General features: G+C 56.7%; 17 protein-coding genes. 11 read left to right on the top strand and 6 right to left on the bottom strand.

Going from position 1 to position 19,194, the window contains the following annotated elements; genetic code table 11:
- Positions 1–122: 122 nt before the first annotated feature.
- Positions 123–875: a UMP kinase gene (pyrH, locus tag ACR0BI_RS01305; protein ID WP_170405311.1), complete on the bottom strand. Its 753-nt coding sequence runs from the start codon at positions 873–875 to the stop codon at positions 123–125.
- 97 nt (positions 876–972) lie between these two features.
- Here pyrH and miaA point away from each other — a divergent pair, with 97 nt between their 5' ends.
- From miaA to ACR0BI_RS01280, 5 genes are all read left to right on the top strand, one after another.
- The gene (miaA, locus tag ACR0BI_RS01300; RefSeq protein ID WP_480561649.1) at positions 973–1,866 is read left to right on the top strand and encodes a tRNA (adenosine(37)-N6)-dimethylallyltransferase MiaA; all 894 of its coding nucleotides are present in this window, start codon (positions 973–975) and stop codon (positions 1,864–1,866) included.
- A 352-nt stretch (positions 1,867–2,218) separates the two neighbouring features.
- Entirely contained in the window at positions 2,219–3,889 is a 1,671-nt protein-coding gene (locus tag ACR0BI_RS01295; protein WP_170393298.1) for an ABC transporter substrate-binding protein, read from the top strand.
- A 121-nt stretch (positions 3,890–4,010) separates the two neighbouring features.
- On the top strand, positions 4,011–5,057 hold the full coding sequence (locus ACR0BI_RS01290; protein ID WP_170393299.1) for an ABC transporter permease: 1,047 nt from the start codon (positions 4,011–4,013) through the stop codon (positions 5,055–5,057).
- A gap of 13 nt (positions 5,058–5,070) precedes the next feature.
- A complete protein-coding gene (locus ACR0BI_RS01285) occupies positions 5,071–6,534 on the top strand; it encodes an ABC transporter permease (RefSeq protein WP_170510747.1) in 1,464 nt (487 codons plus the stop codon).
- A gap of 93 nt (positions 6,535–6,627) precedes the next feature.
- Entirely contained in the window at positions 6,628–8,715 is a 2,088-nt protein-coding gene (locus ACR0BI_RS01280; RefSeq protein ID WP_170393301.1) for a dipeptide ABC transporter ATP-binding protein, read from the top strand.
- Between the two features lie 115 nt (positions 8,716–8,830).
- On the opposite strand, the gene ACR0BI_RS01275 is transcribed toward ACR0BI_RS01280, so the two are convergent.
- The 3 genes from ACR0BI_RS01275 to ACR0BI_RS01265 all read right to left on the bottom strand — a co-directional run bounded on the left by ACR0BI_RS01275 (position 8,831) and on the right by ACR0BI_RS01265 (position 11,576).
- Entirely contained in the window at positions 8,831–9,817 is a 987-nt protein-coding gene (locus ACR0BI_RS01275) for an MBL fold metallo-hydrolase (RefSeq protein ID WP_480561651.1), read from the bottom strand.
- A 130-nt stretch (positions 9,818–9,947) separates the two neighbouring features.
- On the bottom strand, positions 9,948–10,910 hold the full coding sequence (locus ACR0BI_RS01270) for a LuxR C-terminal-related transcriptional regulator (protein WP_170405297.1): 963 nt from the start codon (positions 10,908–10,910) through the stop codon (positions 9,948–9,950).
- Between the two features lie 87 nt (positions 10,911–10,997).
- On the bottom strand, positions 10,998–11,576 hold the full coding sequence (locus tag ACR0BI_RS01265) for a lytic transglycosylase domain-containing protein (protein ID WP_170421251.1): 579 nt from the start codon (positions 11,574–11,576) through the stop codon (positions 10,998–11,000).
- Between the two features lie 207 nt (positions 11,577–11,783).
- On the opposite strand from ACR0BI_RS01265, the gene ssb reads away from it, so the two are divergent.
- A complete protein-coding gene (gene ssb, locus ACR0BI_RS01260; RefSeq protein WP_480561652.1) occupies positions 11,784–12,269 on the top strand; it encodes a single-stranded DNA-binding protein in 486 nt (161 codons plus the stop codon).
- Between the two features lie 18 nt (positions 12,270–12,287).
- On the top strand, positions 12,288–13,358 hold the full coding sequence (locus tag ACR0BI_RS01255; protein WP_170595835.1) for a site-2 protease family protein: 1,071 nt from the start codon (positions 12,288–12,290) through the stop codon (positions 13,356–13,358).
- Between the two features lie 3 nt (positions 13,359–13,361).
- On the opposite strand, the gene aroB is transcribed toward ACR0BI_RS01255, so the two are convergent.
- Positions 13,362–14,474: a 3-dehydroquinate synthase gene (gene aroB, locus ACR0BI_RS01250; RefSeq protein ID WP_170595838.1), complete on the bottom strand. Its 1,113-nt coding sequence runs from the start codon at positions 14,472–14,474 to the stop codon at positions 13,362–13,364.
- Positions 14,474–15,061: a shikimate kinase gene (locus ACR0BI_RS01245; RefSeq protein ID WP_170393308.1), complete on the bottom strand. Its 588-nt coding sequence runs from the start codon at positions 15,059–15,061 to the stop codon at positions 14,474–14,476. The genes aroB and ACR0BI_RS01245 overlap by 1 nt, the downstream gene beginning before the upstream one ends.
- Positions 15,062–15,140: 79 nt before the next feature.
- Between ACR0BI_RS01245 and ACR0BI_RS01240 the strand changes: the two genes are divergently transcribed.
- From ACR0BI_RS01240 to ACR0BI_RS01225, 4 genes are all read left to right on the top strand, one after another.
- Positions 15,141–15,290, top strand: a complete 150-nt coding sequence (locus tag ACR0BI_RS01240) for a hypothetical protein (RefSeq protein ID WP_170393309.1) — start codon at positions 15,141–15,143, stop codon at positions 15,288–15,290.
- A complete protein-coding gene (locus ACR0BI_RS01235) occupies positions 15,280–16,806 on the top strand; it encodes a hypothetical protein (protein WP_480561654.1) in 1,527 nt (508 codons plus the stop codon). The genes ACR0BI_RS01240 and ACR0BI_RS01235 overlap by 11 nt, the downstream gene beginning before the upstream one ends.
- Before the next feature lie 2 nt (positions 16,807–16,808).
- Positions 16,809–17,765 (top strand): site-specific tyrosine recombinase XerD, encoded by a 957-nt coding sequence (locus ACR0BI_RS01230; RefSeq protein WP_480561656.1) that lies wholly within the window; start codon positions 16,809–16,811, stop codon positions 17,763–17,765.
- A gap of 63 nt (positions 17,766–17,828) precedes the next feature.
- Positions 17,829–19,136: an HlyC/CorC family transporter gene (locus tag ACR0BI_RS01225; RefSeq protein ID WP_170393312.1), complete on the top strand. Its 1,308-nt coding sequence runs from the start codon at positions 17,829–17,831 to the stop codon at positions 19,134–19,136.
- The last annotated feature ends 58 nt before the right edge of the window (positions 19,137–19,194 follow it).

The raw sequence follows: 19,194 nt of genomic DNA, 5'->3' as shown, positions 1-19,194 counted from the left end.
GTATTTTTTGCCGCCACGCAATGCGTGCACTGACGAAGTCATTGGCCCACGCGGGGCTTAGTTTCTTTTAGGTAGGAAAATGCCGGGCAGAGATGCCCGGCTCAGTGTTGCTCAAATCAGCATTAGCCCTGAACTTTGGTATAAGTCCCTTCGCCCGCCAGGATGCCGCGGAACCCGCCGGGTTCATCCAGACCGAAAACGATCAGTGGCAGATTGTTGTCGCGCGCCAATGCAATGGCCGATGCGTCCATCACGCGCAGCCGCTTGGCCAAAACATCGTCATAGGAAACCTGATCATAGCGCACTGCATCCGAGTGTACCTTGGGGTCTTTGTCATAAACGCCATCCACACCGTTCTTGCCCATGAAGATCGCCTGACACGCCATTTCGTTAGCGCGCAGAGTCGCAGCGGTATCGGTGGTGAAATAGGGGTTCCCGGTTCCTGCGGCAAAGATGCAAACCCGCTTTTTCTCAAGGTGACGAACAGCACGGCGGCGAATGTAGGGCTCGCACACCTCATCCATCCGAATGGCCGAAATTACACGTGTAAAGACCCCTACCCCCTCCAGAGCGGATTGCATCGCCAGCGCGTTCATGACAGTCGCCAGCATACCCATGTAGTCGGCTGTCGTACGCTCCATCCCCTGCGCCGAACCAGACAGACCACGGAAGATATTGCCACCACCGATGACCATGCAAATCTCAACACCAAGATCATGAACCGATTTGACCTCTTGCGCGATGCGCTGAACGGTGGGCGGATGCAGTCCGAATCCCTGATCTCCCATCAGCGCCTCGCCGGAAATCTTCAACATGACACGGTCATATGTTGTTTTTGGGGTCTCGGTGGTCTCGACGGAAGGGGAAAGGCTCATGTTGCGCTCCGGGCTGGCACGGGGTTATTTTCCGGCGCAAAATGAAGCAAAACCTCCGCAGGTTCAATGCGGATAGTCAGGAACGGGGCAACCAGTCATGGCCGACAACTCTGAGAACCGGCTTTTGGCGCAATTGCCGTCGATTCCCGATGACAAACCTGTATTGATCGCCGGGCCCACTGCCTCGGGTAAATCGGCGCTGGCGCTGTTGATCGCCGAGCGTTTCGGAGGCGTGATTGTCAACGCCGATGCTAGTCAGGTCTATGACTGCTGGCGTATTATCTCGGCCCGCCCCTCGCCCGAGGATGAGGCCCGCGCACCGCACCGTCTGTATGGGCATGTTGCCTATGACCAGACCTATTCGACTGGTCATTGGCTGCGAGAGGTCACGCCGATGCTGTCGCAACGCCCTCGTCCGATAATCGTCGGAGGGACCGGTCTGTATTTCACAGCTCTGACCGAGGGGATGGCCGATATCCCCGCAACCCCGCCGGAAATCCGGGAACACGCGGATAAGTTGCCGTTGCAAGAACTAATCGCGGGTTTGGACGGTCTGACCCTGCAGAGGATCGACACCCAAAACCGCGCGCGTGTTCAACGCGCCTGGGAGGTTCAGAACGCAACCGGGCGATCCCTTTCGGATTGGCAGGCCGACACACCCGCCCCGATACTGGATATTCAAAACACGGTACCGATTGTTTTCGACGCCAGAAAAGACTGGCTGCTGGATCGCATCAACCGACGGTTCGACCTGATGTTGGACCAAGGAGCTATAGAGGAAGTGGAGGCCATGCGCGATCGCTATGACCCCTCTTTTTCCTCCTGTAAAGCGATCGGCGTTCCGGAGCTAATGGGCTACCTGGACGGCCGCATGACACTGGATGAGGCGCGCGAAAAAGCGACGATCGCGACACGTCAGTTTGCCAAGCGCCAACGCACATGGTTCCGTGCGCGCATGAAGTTCTGGCATCACCTTGACGCAGCGCGTTGAAGGTTGCAGTCGCCGGATACGATAAAGCCCAATATAACAACGCCTTAATCAGCACCATGGTGAGAGATAGATATGTATCCATCTATCCGTCACAACGCGACTCGTTTCCTTTCACATTGAAACTTTCCGAACCTCACTTTCTGCCCGGATGTCGTTTTTGTACCATCTATGACGATTTCCAACATTGACGCAGGGAAAAAACTGGTGCCGAATGCGGCTATGGGGATGTTGATAAATCGTAAATCCAAGCCCGTGGCCCTACCAACCGAGACCAAACGGTCCCTGTAGTGCCCGGCTCTATCAATCAGAAACACGAAATCTAAAAAAAATTATGTGTCACAGGGAGACATCTATGGAAAACCAGACAATCAACGGAAAGCCGATGCATTGGGCGGCAGAGATGCACGCCAAGGAATATCGTGAGGGCAATCTGAGCCGTCGTGAATTTCTGGCCCGTGTAACCGCGCTGGGCGTTGCCGTACCGACGGCATATGGCATGATTGGCCTGCAGTCACCGGCAGCCGCTGCCGAACCTCAGCGTGGCGGCACCATCCGCTATCAAATGGAAGTGCGCGCACTGAAAGATCCGCGCACATATGACTGGACGCAGATCGCAACCTTCACGGCTGGCTGGCTGGAATATCTTGTCGAATACAATAATGACGGCTCGTTCAAACCCATGCTGCTGGAAAGCTGGGAAGCCAATGATGACGCCACCGAATACACGCTGAACGTCCGCAAAGGTGTGAAGTGGAACAATGGTGACGATTTCACTGCCGAAGACGTAGCTCGCAATATCGAAGGTTGGTGCGACGGGTCTCTGGAAGGGAACTCGATGGCCTCGCGCATGGCCTCACTGATGGATGAGAGCACTCAGAAAGCCGCAGATGGCGCCATCACCGTTGTCGACTCGCATACAGTCAAGCTGAAGTGCAACGCGCCGGATATCACGATCATCCCCGGCATGGCAGACTATCCGGGTGCAATCGTACACAGCAGCTTTGATGCAAATGATATGCTGTCCAACCCAGTTGGTACGGGTTTCATGATGCCCGAAAGCCATGAGGTCGGCGTGAAGGGCGTACTGGTCCGCAACGAAGGCTTTGACTGGTGGGGCTACGAAGCTGGTAAAGGCGGCTATATCGACCGGATCGAATTCATCGATTATGGCACTGACCCTGCCGCTTTCCTGGCCGCCTATGAGGCCGAAGAGATCGATATGAACTGGGAATCGGTTGGCGAGTTTGTCGACATCTTTGACAGTATTGGCCTTGTCCGCTCGGAAATCCCATCGGGCTTTACCATTGTCATTCGCCCCAACCAGCTGGCTGAAGACGCCGATGGCAACAAAATCTATGGCGACAAGAGGGTCCGTCAGGCCCTCGCCATGGCAGTCGACAACGCCGTCTGCCTTGAACTTGGCATGTCCGGCTACGGCATCACTGCCGACAACTGTCATGTAGGCCCGATGCACCCCGAGTACGACTCGGCTGTGACGCGTATCCCTTACGATCCGGCAGGCGCAAAGGCGCTGATGGACGAAGCGGGTATGGGCGATTTCGAGCACGAAGTGCAGTCGATCGACGATGACTGGCGTCGCAATACCACGGCTGCGGTAGTGGCTCAGTTGAACGATGCGGGCATCAAGGCAAAGCACACGGTTCTGCCCGGTTCGACATTCTGGAACGACTGGACCAAGTACCCGTATTCCTCGACCAACTGGAACCACCGCCCGCTGGGCACGCAGGTTCTGGCACTGGCGTATAAGTCGGGTGTCGCTTGGAACGAGTCTGGTTTTGCCAACGAAGAGTTCGACAAGCTGCTGGCCGAGGCGAACTCGATCGCGGATGTCGATATGCGCCGCGAGGTGATGGCGAAACTGCAGGCGATCATGATCGACGAAGGCGTGGTCATCCAGCCCTATTGGCGGACCGCGATGCGTCACCACCGCGATAATATGGTCGGTGTCGAAAAGCACATTGCGGACCTGCCGCAGCTTTATAAGTTCGGCCTGACTTCCTAAGCCGAAACCTACAAGGGCCGCGCCAATCTGGCGCGGCCCTTCGTCCTCAATACGGCGACCAGAATAATAGCAATGCGTGGGGCGAAATGCCTGTCACGCCAGCCGATCAACAGGGGCTAACATGGGACTTTTTATTCTAAGGCGTGTGGGGATTATGCTGCTGACAGCATTGTGCCTGACATTCCTGGTCTTCTTCCTTACCAATCTCTACCCGAACCTGGAAAAGCTTGCGAAGACGCAGGGCAATTTCAGGATGTCTGATGAACAGGTCGAAAGCTATCTGGAGAAAAACGGCTACCTCCAGTCCACGCCGATCAAATACGGTGAATGGCTCGGTGTCCTGCCCTCGTTCCGACACACAAATGAGGACGGAACCGTTCAGGGTAGATGTATCCTGCCAGGCAAAACTGCCGAGGAATCTCCGAATTTCTGCGGTATCCTGCAGGGGTACTGGGGATATTCAACTGTCTTCAAGGAAGAGGTCTCTACCGTTGTTGGCAACCGGCTGGCACTGACCGGACGGCTGATGTTCTGGGTGATGCTGCTGATGGTCCCTTCGGCACTCATTCTGGGCATCCTGGCCGGGATGAAGGAAGGTTCGGCCACTGACCGGACGCTTTCAACCTTTGCCATCACGACGACGGCGACCCCAGAATACGTCTCGGGCGTTATCTTCATAGCGATCTTCACATCCTCCGCCGTCGGACTCAAATGGTTCAAAGGCACCGCCACTCAGGCGATGGAGAACCCGACATTTGAGAATTTCTTCCTACCAGTGTTGACCATCGCGCTTTACGGGATGGGCTATATCGCCCGGATGACCCGCGCCTCAATGACCGAGGTGATGACGGCGCAATACATCAGGACGGCGCGTCTGAAAGGCGTGTCATTCCCGAATATCGTCATGAAACACGCGCTGCGCAACGCGCTTATCGCGCCCTTTACAGTCATTATGCTGCAGTTCCCATGGCTGCTGAATGGTGTCGTGATCGTCGAGACCCTGTTCAACTACAAGGGCTTTGGCTGGGCGCTCGTACAGGCAGCGGGCAACAATGACATCCAGCTGCTGCTGGCGATCTCGGTCGTGTCGGTCTTCGTGGTGCTGGTGACGCAGCTGATCTCGGATATCGGCTATGTCTACCTCAACCCGCGCATCCGCATTTCGTAAGGAGGGATAGATCATGGAACCACTTACCTGGACCGGCTCTATCGCCTTCCTGAACCCGCTGTTGATGCTTGCGTTGGGACTGATGCTTTTGTCCATCGTTGTCTGGATGCTGGCAAGTATCGTGCTGCCCGAAGATCAGATGATTGTGAATGCCGATGGGACGCTCAGTTCGAGCTCTGGCCTAAGAATCCTGATACAATCGTCGCTACGCTATAGCTTTCTGGCAAGTGTGGGAATTGCGGTGGCGTACATTGTCCTTGGCATCCTGATGGGGACCAGTGCTGGCATCATCGGCGCTATCTCTCAGCAGTTTCTGCCCGTCTGGCTGTCGCTGATCATCCTTTATGCGATGTCGATTGCGTTCAAGCGCAAGCTGGGCCTGTATGGCAAGCTGTTCGACAGCCCCATTGGTATGATCGGCTTTGGCCTTGTGATGTTCTGGGTGTTCACCGGCATATTTGGCGCACTCGATCTGATCGTAACCCACGATCCCCTGTCGCAGGTCTCGGGTATGAAGAACAAAGTGCCGGGCACCCCGCTTCCCAATCTGGAGGACGGTCAATACGCTTGGTATTTGCTGGGTGGAGATAACCTCGCGCGCGACGTCTTTAGCCGTATGGTTAAAGGTGCTTGGATCGTCGTGCAGATCGCGCCGCTGGCGACGATGTTTGCCTTCATGGTCGGTATCACTCTGGGTTTACCCGCAGGCTACTATGGCGGGCGTCTGGATACGCTCCTGTCATTCCTCGCGAACCTGATCCTGGCTTTTCCCGTTATCTTGCTGTTCTACCTTTTGGTCACGCCCGAGATCGTAGCGACCGGCGTGCCGAACTATATGGCGGCGATCCTATTCGTGTTCCCGATCATCTTCCTCGGCGTTCTGCTGAATTCGCGTTTCTATACGCGTCCCAGTTTTCGAACGCCTTTGTTGATCGGCGTTCTGGGTGTTGCGCTCTGGCTCTACCTGTCGCTGATTTCGACCGGTGGCTACATCATCAACACCGACAGCTACCGCATCTGGGGTCTGCCGACCTACCTTGATCTGTTCGATATTCCAGGCGGTATTCTGGTGGTGTTCGTCTCGGTGGTCTTCGTGAACTCTCCGACCGTGTTCCGCATCGTACGCGGACTGGCGCTGGACATCAAAACTCGCGACTATGTGGCTGCGGCCCAAACGCGCGGCGAGGGTCCATGGTACATCATGCTGTGGGAAATCCTGCCCAACGCGCGTGGCCCGCTGATCGTCGATTTCTGCCTGCGCATCGGCTACACGACCATCCTGCTTGGAACCTTGGGTTTCTTCGGGCTGGGGCTGCCACCGGAAAGCCCGGACTGGGGCTCGACGATCAACGAGGGGCGCAAGCTTCTGTCGATCTATCTACATCCCGCACTGCCGCCCGCGCTGGCATTGCTGTCGCTGGTTCTTGGCTTGAACCTGCTGGCGGATGGTCTGCGCGAAGAAAGTCTGAAGGACTGATTGTGATCGAGGCCGGGGGCTCTGCCCCCGGACCCCCGAGATATTTTTAGCCAGATGAAGGGGAACCCCCGGACTCTCGCGAGGAGTAATAAGATGAACAAACTGGCGGATTATGACGGGCCAATCCTGGAGATCGACAAGCTTTCGATTTCCTTCTTTACCCGCCTTCGTGAGATCCCTGCCGTGATGGATTTCTCGGTCAGTGTGCAACCCGGCGAAGCCGTCGGTTTGGTGGGTGAATCAGGTTGTGGGAAATCTACCGTGGCGTTGGGTGTCATGCAGGATTTGGGCAAGAATGGCCGCATCGTCGGTGGCTCGATCAAGTTCAAGGGGCGTGATCTGGGTGAAATGACCACCGAAGAGCTGCGCGACATACGTGGCAATGAAATCGCGATGATCTATCAAGAGCCGATGGCATCGCTGAATCCGGCGATGAAGATCGGCAAGCAGCTGATGGAAGTGCCGATGATCCACGAAGGTGTGGGCGCGGAAGAGGCCTACGCGCGTGCGCTGGAGGTCGTCACCGATGTACGCCTGCCCGACCCTGAGCGGATGCTGAACTCGTTCCCGCATCAGCTGTCAGGCGGTCAGCAGCAGCGGATCGTGATTGCGATGGCGCTGATGTCGAAACCTGCCTTGTTGATCTTGGATGAGCCAACAACCGCTCTGGACGTGACGGTCGAGGCCGCCGTGGTCGAGTTGGTCAAGGATCTGGGCAAGAAATACGGCACCTCGATGCTGTTCATTTCGCACAATCTGGGTCTGGTGCTGGAAACCTGCGACCGGCTGTGCGTGATGTATTCAGGTGAAGCCGTCGAGCGTGGCTCGATCAAGGATGTATTCGACGAGATGCAGCACCCGTATACGCAGGCGCTGTTCCGCTCGATCCCGCTGCCGGGCGCTGACAAGAACTCGCGCCCGCTGGTGGCCATACCTGGGAACTTTCCCCTGCCCCATGAGCGGCCTCCGGGATGTAACTTTGGTCCGCGCTGCGACTATTTCGAAGAAGGCCGCTGTGACGCCAAGGATATCCTGATGGAGGCGGTACCGGGCAACGACCGACACCATACGCGATGCTTGAAATTCCAGGAAATCGACTGGAACGCGCCAATCACCGTTGGTGAGCAGAAAGAGAAAGGCGAGATTGGCCGGACTGTTCTGAAAATGGATAACCTCAAGAAATACTATGAGGTGGCTGCGAATGCATTGTTCGGCGGTGGTGAGACCAAAGTGGTCAAGGCCAATGAGACGCTAAGCTTTGAAGCGCATGAATCCGAGACGCTTGCCATCGTCGGCGAATCCGGTTGCGGCAAATCCACTTTTGCGAAGGTCTTGATGGGGCTGGAAACGGCCACCGACGGGCAGATCCTGCTGGACAATCGCAATATCGAGGACGTGCCCATCGAAGAACGCGACGCCAAGACCGTTGGCGAAGTGCAGATGGTGTTTCAGAACCCGTTCGACACGCTGAACCCGTCGATGACCGTAGGCCGTCAAATCATCCGGGCGCTGGAAATCTTTGGTGTCGGTGACTCCGAGGCCGATCGCAAGAAGCGGATGCTGGAACTGCTGGATCTCGTGAAATTGCCCCGCGCCTTCGCGGACAGGATGCCACGCCAGCTATCAGGCGGTCAGAAGCAGCGCGTCGGTATCGCCCGCGCCTTTGCCGGTGATGCACGGATCGTGGTTGCGGATGAACCGGTTTCGGCGCTGGACGTATCCGTACAAGCTGCCGTTACAGACCTGTTGATGGAAATTCAGCGCGAGCACAAAACCACGCTGCTGTTCATCAGTCACGACCTTTCAATCGTGCGCTATCTCAGTGACCGTGTGATGGTGATGTATCTGGGGCATGTGGTTGAACTGGGCACCACCGATCAGGTCTTTAGCCCACCCTATCATCCCTACACTGAGGCATTGTTAAGTGCGGTTCCAATCGCGGACACATCGATCGAAAAGCAGCACATCGTGCTTGAGGGCGATATCCCCTCGGCCATGAATCCGCCGCCGGGTTGCCCGTTCCAAACACGCTGTCGCTGGAAATCAGAAGTGCCGGATGGGCGATGCGAATCCCATGTGCCCCCGGTGCAAACACTTGCGGATGGTCATCAGGTGAAATGTCACCTTGCCGAAGACATTCTGGCCAAAATGGAGCCGGTTATCAAAATTGCGGCCGAATAAATCCGCACGAACGAAAGAAAAGGGCCGGTCAAAGACCGGCCCTTTCAATTTGCGTCACGTTTATTGGGGAGACAGGCGACGCAGGTCGTGGGTGAGTGGCAGTTTCTGATCGTAATCAGCCCGTCATCACGTTGTTGCCGAAGTGCATGAACTCCTGGTTCATACCCGCCACATCTCCGGCTTCCAGTTTTAGACTGGCGCTGTCGAGCATCTTGTAACTCTGCTGGCTTTTGACCCAATCGTCTGCGGCCTGCAGCGTCGTAAGCGTGTATGACGTAACCTCATTGAGGTAGTGCGTCGGGATGATGATCTTGGGCTTGAGCTTGGCGACAATATCGTTGCCCTGATCGAAGCTAAGGATGTGTTCCGATCCGTCGACGGGCAAAGTCAGCACGTCTACCTGTCCTAAAGCATCCCAGAACTCCTGAGGCGGATTGTGGCGGTTGTCGCCCCAGATCAAGGTGCGAATGCCTCCGGTTTCGACAAGGTAGACCACCATGTCCATATGTCCGACGTTGTTGGGCGGACAAGCTTCCGCGCCAAACTCGGCCAAGGCGTTGGTCCATTCGTACCAACCCGGCGCAACGCAGGCATGTTTGTCAGCAAAACCTGTGATCTTAAGATCAGCAAATTCAAAAATGCCCGCCATCCTGTCTAAAACCATTGTGGAACTTGGCCGCTCGATAGCGTCATGGTCAAAATGAGCATGAGTGGACATAGTGATATCAACTGGGATCTGCGGGAACTCGTTGCGGAACCACAGGCCCCACGCGCCGGAGGGATCATCGCGCCAAGGATCAAACAATACGGTCGCTCCGTTTGGAGAGGTAATTTTGATCGCGCAGTGACCGTAATAATCGATTCCAACCGCTCCCGTACTTGCCTGACCAGTCGAGCCCTGTAGATCGATTACATGGTTATTGTTGCCAGGCTGCAGCCAGGCCTGCGATTGCGCCTCGGCCGGTTTGCTACCCAACAGTGAGGCCCCTGCACCGACACCGGCGGCCCCGGCAGCCATAAAGAACGATCGACGCGACAGACCAGTTGCCAATGTGTCGCGTTCTCCGTTTAGAATTGTGGGTTTCAGATCTTTGCGATCCATTTTTTATCCTCCCGAGTTGAAAAGGCCCGGCTTGGTCCGCACCCTTGCGACCAGCCTAGCGCGCGTGGCACAGGTTGCTCAGATCAGAAAAATCGGGGGGGAATATGGGGGAAATCCCCATATTCAGAAATCACGAAATCGACAAAAGATGGCTTCGCAAGTTCTGGTCACGGCCTTCGAGGCCAAGTTTTCGACGAATATTGTTACGATGAAAATCAATTGTAGAAGTTTCGCGCGACATCGCCCGGGCGATATCTTTCGTGGTTTTGCCCGACATGACCAGCTGAGCAATTTCGATCTCGGTCGGCGTCATGACCGAAAACGCATCCGAAAGCTTGTCGGAAATCATTGAAGTAATCTCTTGCAGATTGCGCTCGGCCAATTCCAGATAAACTTGCGAGGCGTCGCCTTCGGTCAATAGCCCGCGCAACTTGTCCAGATAAGGCAACACCATCGTGCGAACCTGATCTACGATATCCTGATCCCGGTCTTTCCGATCGTCGTCCAAACTGGTCAACAGCACCCGTAGCGCCGTGTTTGTTTCCTGCAGCTCCCGCGTCCTCGCCGCGACGCGGTGCTCCAGTTGCGCCAGAGTTTCATTCAACTTCACTTCCAGCGCTCGGCGCAGGTAAACCTCTTGGATCAAAGCCAAATCCGATTCAACCATGCGCGCAAACTGTGCCAAACCTTCACGAAACAACAAGGCTCGGCGATTGCGGTGACGGTCCAAGACGCAGATTGTTCCGAATACCGAACCATCCGGCCACTTCAGCGGAAAACCGATATAGAAGGACATGCCATGCTCCATGTCCTCATTGTCGCTCCAGGCCGGGTCACATGTTGCGTCCTCGACAACAAATTCGCCGTCGCGTTCCAGAACGCCCTGACAATAGAGCTTGGGGTTCAGTCGAAAATTCATGCCGACCGGGTATGGGTTTTCTGGATGATCCGATGTGATCAGAACCGCATGATCCGGCGCTTCGGTCTTCATGATCAAAGTGGCGGGCACATCGGCCAGCTGCGAAACAAGGTCGACCAAACGCTGCCAGTTCGCCATTGTTTCGGGTGGTATGTTGGGTCGATCTTGGATCATCGTAATTCGCACAAGTCCGAAAGGTTATCCAATCAGACTAGGACAGCGTTTGGCGGTAGATCAAGAAACAGACACGCTGCGGCGCAGCTAGCCCCCCCAGATCACTTTTACGTAGTTCTGGGTTTCCTTGTAGGGTGGAATTCCGCCGTGCTTTTCAACTGCTTTGGGCCCTGCATTGTAAGCTGCCAGTGCAAGGCGCCAGGACTTGAACTTGCGGTATTGCCAGGAAAGATAACGCGCACCACCCTCCAGATTCTGGATCGGATCGTGCGGATTGACGCCCAGCAGCCGCGCGGTCTGGGGCATCAGTTGCGCAAGACCTAAGGCCCCTTTGTGGGATTTGGCATTCGGGTTCCACCCGCTTTCTTGTTGAACAAGTCGCAGGAAAAGTTCTTCCGGCACGTTATGTTGCCGCGCTGCTTTTCTGGCATGATCCAGATACTGGCCTCGATAGTTACCAGAGTAACGCTTGACGAATTTCCCACGCTCGGTCTTGGGTTTAAGCCGTTCAGAGCCGCGATATTGCGTAGCGGCCCGATTATCCAAAACCTTGGATTGCTTGAGGAATATCGCCTTGCGATTCTTGGTGGACAGCGTTTCTGCCTGCGTCGCGAACGACGTCAGACAAAGACCCAATACCGAGATACCGCCGACCAGAAAACGCATTAATGCCAATCCTGCACCCTCAACAACCAATCAGATTATAGTTAAATCAGCCGGAAATGAAAGCTTGGTTAAGACAGTCCTAATGTTTTCCTGCTCAGCGTTGCACGATCAATCATGTTTCAACCAAGTCGTAGCCCGTATAGGGTCAGCACCAGAATACAGCGCCAGATTCGGGCGCCATCCAGTCAGAGTAAAACGAGGGAATATATGGCGGGTTCAGTCAACAAGGTCATTCTGATCGGCAATCTCGGTGCCGACCCCGAGGTGCGGTCGTTCCAGAACGGTGGTAAGGTGTGCAACCTGCGCATCGCAACGTCAGAGACATGGAAAGACCGCAACACTGGTGAGCGTCGGGATCGAACCCAATGGCACACAGTCGCCATCTTTTCGGAACCTCTGGTTCGCGTTGCCGAGCAGTATTTGCGTAAAGGCAGCAAAGTCTATGTCGAGGGCCAGTTAGAGACCCGCAAGTGGCAGGATCAGTCGGGGCAGGATCGCTATTCGACTGAGGTTGTCCTGCGCCCTTACCGCAGCGAGCTGACTATGCTGGATGCCCGCGGTGAAGGCGGTGGCGGCGGTGGTGGCTATGGCGGTGATCAGGCCGGAGGAGGCTATGGTGATCCCTATGGCGGCCAGTCCAGCGCCCCTGCCCCTGCATCCGGCGGCATCGATGACGACGAGATTCCGTTCTAAACCAAACGGAGAAACAACATGGCATGGTCCTTCTCACTTGGCCGATTGCTCGGCTCGGAACTGAGGGTCCATGTCACCTTCTTCCTGCTGCTCGCCTGGGTTGGTTTTGCAGCGTATTCCAGCGGTGGTTGGCCCGCTGCGCTCAACAACATCCTGTTCGTTCTGGCTTTGTTTGCGTGTGTCGTCGCGCATGAATTCGGTCACGCGCTCATGGCAAGGCGATACGGGATTCGCACCCCTGATATCACTTTGCTGCCAATCGGTGGACTGGCACGTCTTGAGCGGATGCCAGAAAAACCGATGCAGGAGGTTTGGGTCGCCTTAGCAGGCCCGGCCGTAAACGTCGTCATCTGGGCCATCCTCGTGGTTTTAGGCGCGGGGATACAACTTGGATCGCTGGCCCAGATCGACTCGGCAGGCACAAACCTACTGAGCCGTCTGGCCTATGTGAATCTGCTGCTGGCGGCCTTCAACATGATCCCGGCATTTCCGATGGACGGCGGGCGTGTATTCCGCGCCTTGCTATGTATGAAGATGGAACGTGCCAAGGCCACGCGGATCGCCGCCCTTGGCGGTCAGATCGTAGCGGTCGGGCTTGGTTTTCTGGGGCTGACCTCTGGCAACCCGATACTGGTTCTGATCGCCGTCTTTGTCTTCATTGCCGCGAATTCCGAAAACCAGGACGTTGCGCTACGTTCGGTTGCGCGGCGTGTTAAGGCCCGGGATGCGATGATCACCGAGTTCAAGGCGTTGTCGCCCGATGATACGTTGGCGACGGCGGCTCAAGCGGTCATTCATACGACCCAGCACGAGTTTCCCGTCTTGGCCGAGGATGGCAGCCTTTTGGGTTTTGTCACCCGTGACCGACTGTTCGCAGCGTTAGCAAGCGACCATCCCCGATCCGAGCCTGCAGCGTCGATTATGGATAAGAACATACCACAAGTCGCGCTCACCAGCGGTTTGGACCAAGTTCTGAATGGCCTGCATAAAGGTGCACCCGCAATTGCTGTATGCACCAAATCGGGACACATGGTTGGCTATATCACCCGCGAAAACATCGGCGAGCTGATGGTAATCCAGGGGCGCTGAATTTCAGCAGGCGGCCAGCGCATCATCAAGCACCGAGACCACTGTCTCGCGCGGCACTTCTGAAGTGACGAATGCCTGCCCGATGCCTCGTGCCATAATGAAACGCAACTGGCCATCCACGACCTTTTTGTCCTGCGCCATCAGATCGACCAGTGTTTCTGCATCCGGCAGTTCACCCGGAATATCGGCCAGATCAGTCTTCATGCCCATGGCGCGCAAATGCGCCCTGACACGGCTTGGATCTTCTTGCGGGCAAAGCCCCAACCGAGAAGAAGTTTCAAACGCCAGCGCACAGCCGATGGCGACACCTTCACCGTGCAGCAATCGATCAGAATAATCGGTTGCAGCCTCAAGCGCGTGGCAGAAAGTATGACCCAGATTGAGCAGCGCCCGGTCGCCCTGCTCGGTCTCGTCGCGTGCCACGATATCGGCCTTCATCTGAACCGAGCGTGTGACGGCCTGCACGCGCGCCGCCATGTCGCCGGATGCTAACAGAGGCCCGTTGTCTTCAAGCCACTCAAAGAACTGGGCATCGCCCAACAGTCCATATTTGACGACCTCGCCGTATCCGGCGAGAAAGTCCCGCGCCTGTAACGTGCCCAGCACGTCCGTGTCGGCCAACACCAGTGACGGCTGGTGAAACGCTCCAATCAGGTTCTTGCCCTGTGGCGCATTGATCCCGGTCTTGCCCCCAACCGAGCTGTCGACCTGTGCTAGCAGCGAGGTAGGTATCTGAACAAAGCGTACCCCTCGCCGCATCACTGCTGCAGCAAATCCCACCAGATCACCGATCACACCCCCACCTAGCGCAACGACGATGTCGTTCCGTTCGACCTTCTCCGCCAGCAACCATTCTACCGCGCGCTCAAAATGCGGCCAGCTTTTGGTGGCCTCACCCGCTGGCAGTGCCAGAGCATTCATCCCGATCCCGGCTGAGGCCAGGCCTTCACGCAGTGCATCCAGATGCAGGCCCGCGACAGTCTCATCCGTCAGAACCGCGACACGCTTACGCTTTATCAGTGGAGCAATCCGTTCCCCAGATTGCGCCAAAAGGCCGGGACCGATCTCAACATCATATGAACGCTCGGCCAGATCAACATGTACGGTTTGATGCATTAAATTCGTTCCAAAATATCAGGGCGCGTCACCAATGCAGCGATCACCCGATCCACCATATCTTCGATTGCGGTTTCGCCATCTGAGTCAGCCACCAGATCGGCCTGTTCATAGATCGGCACGCGCGCCTCGTACAAACCGCGCAACGTTGCATACGGGTCTGCCGTACGCAGCAATGGGCGCGTGTCTTTATGTTTGACGCGATTCCACAACACGTTCAGATCGGCCCGCAACCACACAGATGCACCGCGATCTGAGATCATTTTTCGATTGCCTTCTGCCAGAAACGCGCCGCCCCCAGTCGACAGGATGCCTTTTTCCTCGTCCAGAAGCCGCCCGATGATCTGACTTTCCTTGCTGCGAAAGAACGCCTCACCATCGCGGGCAAAGATCTCGGGGATGGTCATGTTGGCGGCCGATTCGATCTCGGAATCGCTATCGAGAAAGGGAACGCCTAGCCGAGCCGCCAGAGCCCGGCCCACCGCAGTCTTTCCAGCCCCCATCATTCCGACCAAAACGACGGTTTTGTGCAGTTGAAACTGCGCCGCTGTGTCGGAACGCACCGTGTTATGCTTAATTTCGCTCATTTCGTCGTGAATGACGTGATCTTAAGAAAAATGCTAGTTATAACTTGGGCAAAAGCAAAAATTGAGGCAGCGTTCACCCATGGGCCGTTTAATCAAGTTCCTGATTTACCTCATCTGCCTGTGTTTCATCGGGCTGGTTGGGTATGCCTATGTCGGGCCGTTTTTTGGTGCGGACTTTTCCGCTCCTCAAAGTGAAGTCCGCGAACCGGTCATCTTGAATGCCGACTAGAACCACTCTTCTGGCGTTTTTTCTAGCCGGAACTGCGCAGGCACAATCGACGGAGCCCTTGTCGATCATCGACTGGCTGACCGACCCGCCTGAGAATCTGCCGGGCACAGTGCTATTAGAGCCACCTGTCACCCAGACAGGGTTGCAGCCGGATATTCAGGTCACCCCGCTTGAGGCGCTGTCGCCACCGCTGGGTTTGGTGGCCTCTTCCGTCACAGGTCTGCCGGTCAACTTGTGGCAGAACAGCGATGCGGATCGGTTGGCGGAACTGATCGCGCAGGTGCGGGTCAAGTCCAACCCCGCAATGCAGCGGCTGCTGTTCACCCTGCTCCTTTCCGAGGCACGTCCCCCGAGCGGAGGACAGGCAGAAGACAAATTGCTGATGGCGCGACTGGACCGCCTTATGCAATTGGGCGCATCCGATCCGGTACAATCTCTGGTTCAGCTGGCCGGTCCGACCGATACGCAAGCTCGTTTCAAACGCTGGTTCGATGCGACGTTGCTGACGGGTGACGAAGACCGGAGTTGCACCGCGCTGATCGCGCAGCCGAATTTGTCTCGGGATTACGCAGCGCAAATATTCTGCAAGGCCCGTCGTGGAGATTGGGCGTCAGCTGCTCTGACACTCGAAGCCGCTCATGCGCTGCAGGTGCTTCCCGATGAACAGCTGGCATTGCTCGATCGCTTTCTCAGCCCGGAATTGTTCGAAGGGGCCGAGTATCTTCCTCAGCCCGACGACCCGAATCCGCTTACGTTCCGTCTGTTCGAAGCCATTGGTGAACGTTTGCCCACGGCTTCACTGCCACGGGCGTTCGCCAATGCCGATCTGCGCGATGTGGCGGGCTGGAAAGCCCAGGTCGAAGCTGCTGAACGATTGACGCGGATTGGGGCGCTGACACCCAATCAGTTGCTTGGCCTATATACCGAACGTTCGCCGGCTGCTTCGGGCGCCGTGTGGGATCGCGTGGCCGCCATTCAACGGTTCGAAACCGCATTGGGAACCGGAAATCCCGATGCGGTTTCCAAGACTTTAATTGAGGTTTGGGCCCAGATGAAGTCAGTCGGGCTTGAAGTTCCGTTTGCCGAACTCTTTGCCCCGCGCCTGGCTGCAATCAAACTGTCTGGTCCGGCTGCCGAGAATCTGAGGTGGCGTATTCTGCTGTTGTCCGAGCTTTATGAAGACGCGGCGCAAAACGTGCCTGATAGTTCAGAGACCAACATGTTTCTGGCCGCCCTGGCGCAGGGCGATCCGCAGCGCGCACCGTCACCAACCCCTCTGGCGGATGCCATTTCGCAGGGCTTTGCCTGGTCCGCGCCCATCCCTTCGGATATCGACGGGCTTCTGAGCAACGATCAATTGGGCGAAGCCATTCTGGAAACGATGCAATTGTTCGCCCATGGCGCGCGCGGCAATCTGGTCGACCTGACCGCTGCAATCGCTGCGTTCCGCCGCGTGGGTCTTGAAGACACCGCACGTCGGGCCGCGTTGCAGTTGATGATCTTGAACGGGGCTTGAGCATGACCGCGCCCGCGTCTCAGGAGCTGTGGATTTCCACCTTCCTCGAAGCGCAAGCTGCCGAGCTTGGCGCTGCCACCAACACCCTGCTCGCCTATGGCCGGGATCTGAAAGATTTCTCTGATTGGTTGACGCGTCGGAAATCGGGCTTTTCCGAAGCGGATCGCGATCGGATCGAAGGTTACCTGATCGATTGCGATGCGCAGGGCCTGTCGCGCTCGACAAGGGCACGGCGGTTGTCGGCGATCAAACAATTGTACCGATTTGCTTTCGAAGAAGGCTGGCGCGAAAGCAACCCGGCCATCCAGATCAAGGGACCAGGGCGCCCCAAGCGATTGCCAAAAACACTGGACGTGCCCGAAGTTGACCACCTGCTTGCAGCAGCGCGGCGCACGGGCCGTTCCGACGCAGACAGAATTCGCAACACGTGCCTGATGGAACTGCTCTATGCGACGGGGATGCGGGTGACAGAGCTGGTATCGCTGCCGGTCAGTTCAGCCAGAGGTGATCCCCGCATGCTGCTGGTCCTCGGCAAAGGCGGGAAAGAGCGGATGGTTCCGCTGTCCCCCCCTGCCCGCGAGGCGTTGGCAGACTGGCTGCAAGCCCGCGATGCGGCCGAGGAAAAAGCCGTTTCCAAGGGAGGACAAGCGTCGCGTTTCCTGTTCCCGTCGCGCGGGAAATCCGGTCACCTGACGCGGCATCGCTTCTTTCTGCTGGTCAAGGAACTGGCGATCGAAGGCGGTGTTTCGCCTGAAAAAGTCACACCTCATACGCTGCGCCATGCGTTTGCGACGCACCTGCTGGCCAATGGCGCGGATTTGCGCTCGATCCAGACGCTGTTGGGCCATGCAGATGTGGCGACGACCGAGATCTATACGCATGTTCTGGATGAACGCCTGTCGGAACTGGTGTTGGAACACCACCCGCTGGCCAAAGACGACACCACAGATCAGGGCTAACCCCTTGATTGGCCGGGCCCGCACCACCATAACGAATGCAGCAACACGAACAACCTAGGACCAATGGAACCCACTCCTTCTCTGCTTGATGGCGCATTCTGGATCACGACAGGATCCATTCTTCTTCTCCTTGTCCTATCGGGCTTTTTCTCGGGCTCCGAAACTGCGCTGACCGCATCATCGCGTGGCAAGCTGAGAGCGCAGGCTGACAAAGGCTCGCGCGGGGCGAAAAAAGCGCTGGAAATCACCGATGATAACGAACGTCTGATCGGCTCGGTCCTTCTCGGCAACAACCTTGTCAACATCCTTGCCGCTTCGTTGGCGACCGCCCTGTTTACCCGCCTGTTCGGCGAAAGCGGTGTGGCGCTGGCGACGCTCGTGATGACCCTTCTGGTGCTGATCTTTGCCGAGGTGCTGCCCAAGACCTACGCGATTACCAACGCCGAAAAAGCCGCCGCCTTGGTGGCACCCGTTATCAGCGTCGTCGTAACGGTGTTCTCGCCGGTGGTGGCTGCCGTCCGGCTACTGGTGCGCGGTGTATTGCGCCTGTTCGGCGTACAGATCGACCCTGATAGCAACATCCTTGCGGTCCGTGAAGAAATCGCTGGCGCATTGCAACTGGGCCATTCCGAAGGTGTGGTCGAAAAAGAAGATCGCGACCGTATTCTGGGCGCGCTCGATCTTGGCGACCGCGCGGTGGAAGAGATCATGCTTCATCGCTCGAATATTGAGATGATCGATGCGGATGACGAACCCGAAGCGATCTTGAAACAATGTCTGGAAAGCCCGCACACCCGCCTGCCTGTGTTCCGTGAAGAACAGGAAAACATCGTGGGTGTCGTGCACGCCAAAGACCTGTTTCGCGCAATGTATGCGCAGGTAGGTGGCGCCGATGGTGATCCAGAGCGGCTTAAGAATTTCGACATCGCGAAGGTTGCCAACGATCCTTATTTCGTGCCCGAAACCACCACTCTGGACGACCAAATGCGTGAGTTTCTTCGCATGCACAGCCATTTCGCGCTTGTTGTTGACGAATATGGATCGCTGCGCGGGCTGATCACGCTGGAAGATATTCTGGAAGAGATCGTGGGCGAGATCGCAGACGAGTTCGACATCGACGAAGATGTCCCCGTTACCCGATCTGACGACGGCCAGTATCTGGTCGAAGGCGCGATGACCATCCGCGACGCAAACCGCGCGCTTGACTGGTCGCTGCCGGATGAAGAAGCCAACACGCTGGCCGGGTTGGTGATCCACGAGGCTCAGATGATCCCCATTGTGGGCCAAGTATTCTCGTTCCACGGTTTCCGGTTTGAGGTCACGGCCCGCGAAGGCAACAGGATCACGGCCCTCAAGGTCCGTCCTCTCTAAGCCCTACAGCGCGCGTATTCAGCAAACGACGCGCGGTGTCGCGAACGGAACAGTAATA

The organism is Ruegeria sp. E5, assembly GCF_056534105.1.
This window is presented reverse-complemented; position numbering and strand designations above follow the sequence as displayed.

Coding starts and splice junctions, on each gene's coding strand:
- ACR0BI_RS01255 (WP_170595835.1), top strand. CDS start 12,288: ATGGCATGGTCCTTCTCACTTGGCCGATTGCTCGGCTCGGAACTGAGG.
- ACR0BI_RS01230 (WP_480561656.1), top strand. CDS start 16,809: ATGACCGCGCCCGCGTCTCAGGAGCTGTGGATTTCCACCTTCCTCGAA.
- ssb (WP_480561652.1), top strand. CDS start 11,784: ATGGCGGGTTCAGTCAACAAGGTCATTCTGATCGGCAATCTCGGTGCC.
- miaA (WP_480561649.1), top strand. CDS start 973: ATGGCCGACAACTCTGAGAACCGGCTTTTGGCGCAATTGCCGTCGATT.
- ACR0BI_RS01225 (WP_170393312.1), top strand. CDS start 17,829: ATGGAACCCACTCCTTCTCTGCTTGATGGCGCATTCTGGATCACGACA.
- ACR0BI_RS01290 (WP_170393299.1), top strand. CDS start 4,011: ATGGGACTTTTTATTCTAAGGCGTGTGGGGATTATGCTGCTGACAGCA.
- ACR0BI_RS01245 (WP_170393308.1), bottom strand. CDS start 15,061: ATGAGCGAAATTAAGCATAACACGGTGCGTTCCGACACAGCGGCGCAG.
- ACR0BI_RS01295 (WP_170393298.1), top strand. CDS start 2,219: ATGGAAAACCAGACAATCAACGGAAAGCCGATGCATTGGGCGGCAGAG.
- ACR0BI_RS01275 (WP_480561651.1), bottom strand. CDS start 9,817: ATGGATCGCAAAGATCTGAAACCCACAATTCTAAACGGAGAACGCGAC.
- ACR0BI_RS01270 (WP_170405297.1), bottom strand. CDS start 10,910: ATGATCCAAGATCGACCCAACATACCACCCGAAACAATGGCGAACTGG.
- ACR0BI_RS01240 (WP_170393309.1), top strand. CDS start 15,141: ATGGGCCGTTTAATCAAGTTCCTGATTTACCTCATCTGCCTGTGTTTC.
- ACR0BI_RS01285 (WP_170510747.1), top strand. CDS start 5,071: ATGGAACCACTTACCTGGACCGGCTCTATCGCCTTCCTGAACCCGCTG.
- pyrH (WP_170405311.1), bottom strand. CDS start 875: ATGAGCCTTTCCCCTTCCGTCGAGACCACCGAGACCCCAAAAACAACA.
- aroB (WP_170595838.1), bottom strand. CDS start 14,474: ATGCATCAAACCGTACATGTTGATCTGGCCGAGCGTTCATATGATGTT.
- ACR0BI_RS01280 (WP_170393301.1), top strand. CDS start 6,628: ATGAACAAACTGGCGGATTATGACGGGCCAATCCTGGAGATCGACAAG.
- ACR0BI_RS01235 (WP_480561654.1), top strand. CDS start 15,280: ATGCCGACTAGAACCACTCTTCTGGCGTTTTTTCTAGCCGGAACTGCG.
- ACR0BI_RS01265 (WP_170421251.1), bottom strand. CDS start 11,576: ATGCGTTTTCTGGTCGGCGGTATCTCGGTATTGGGTCTTTGTCTGACG.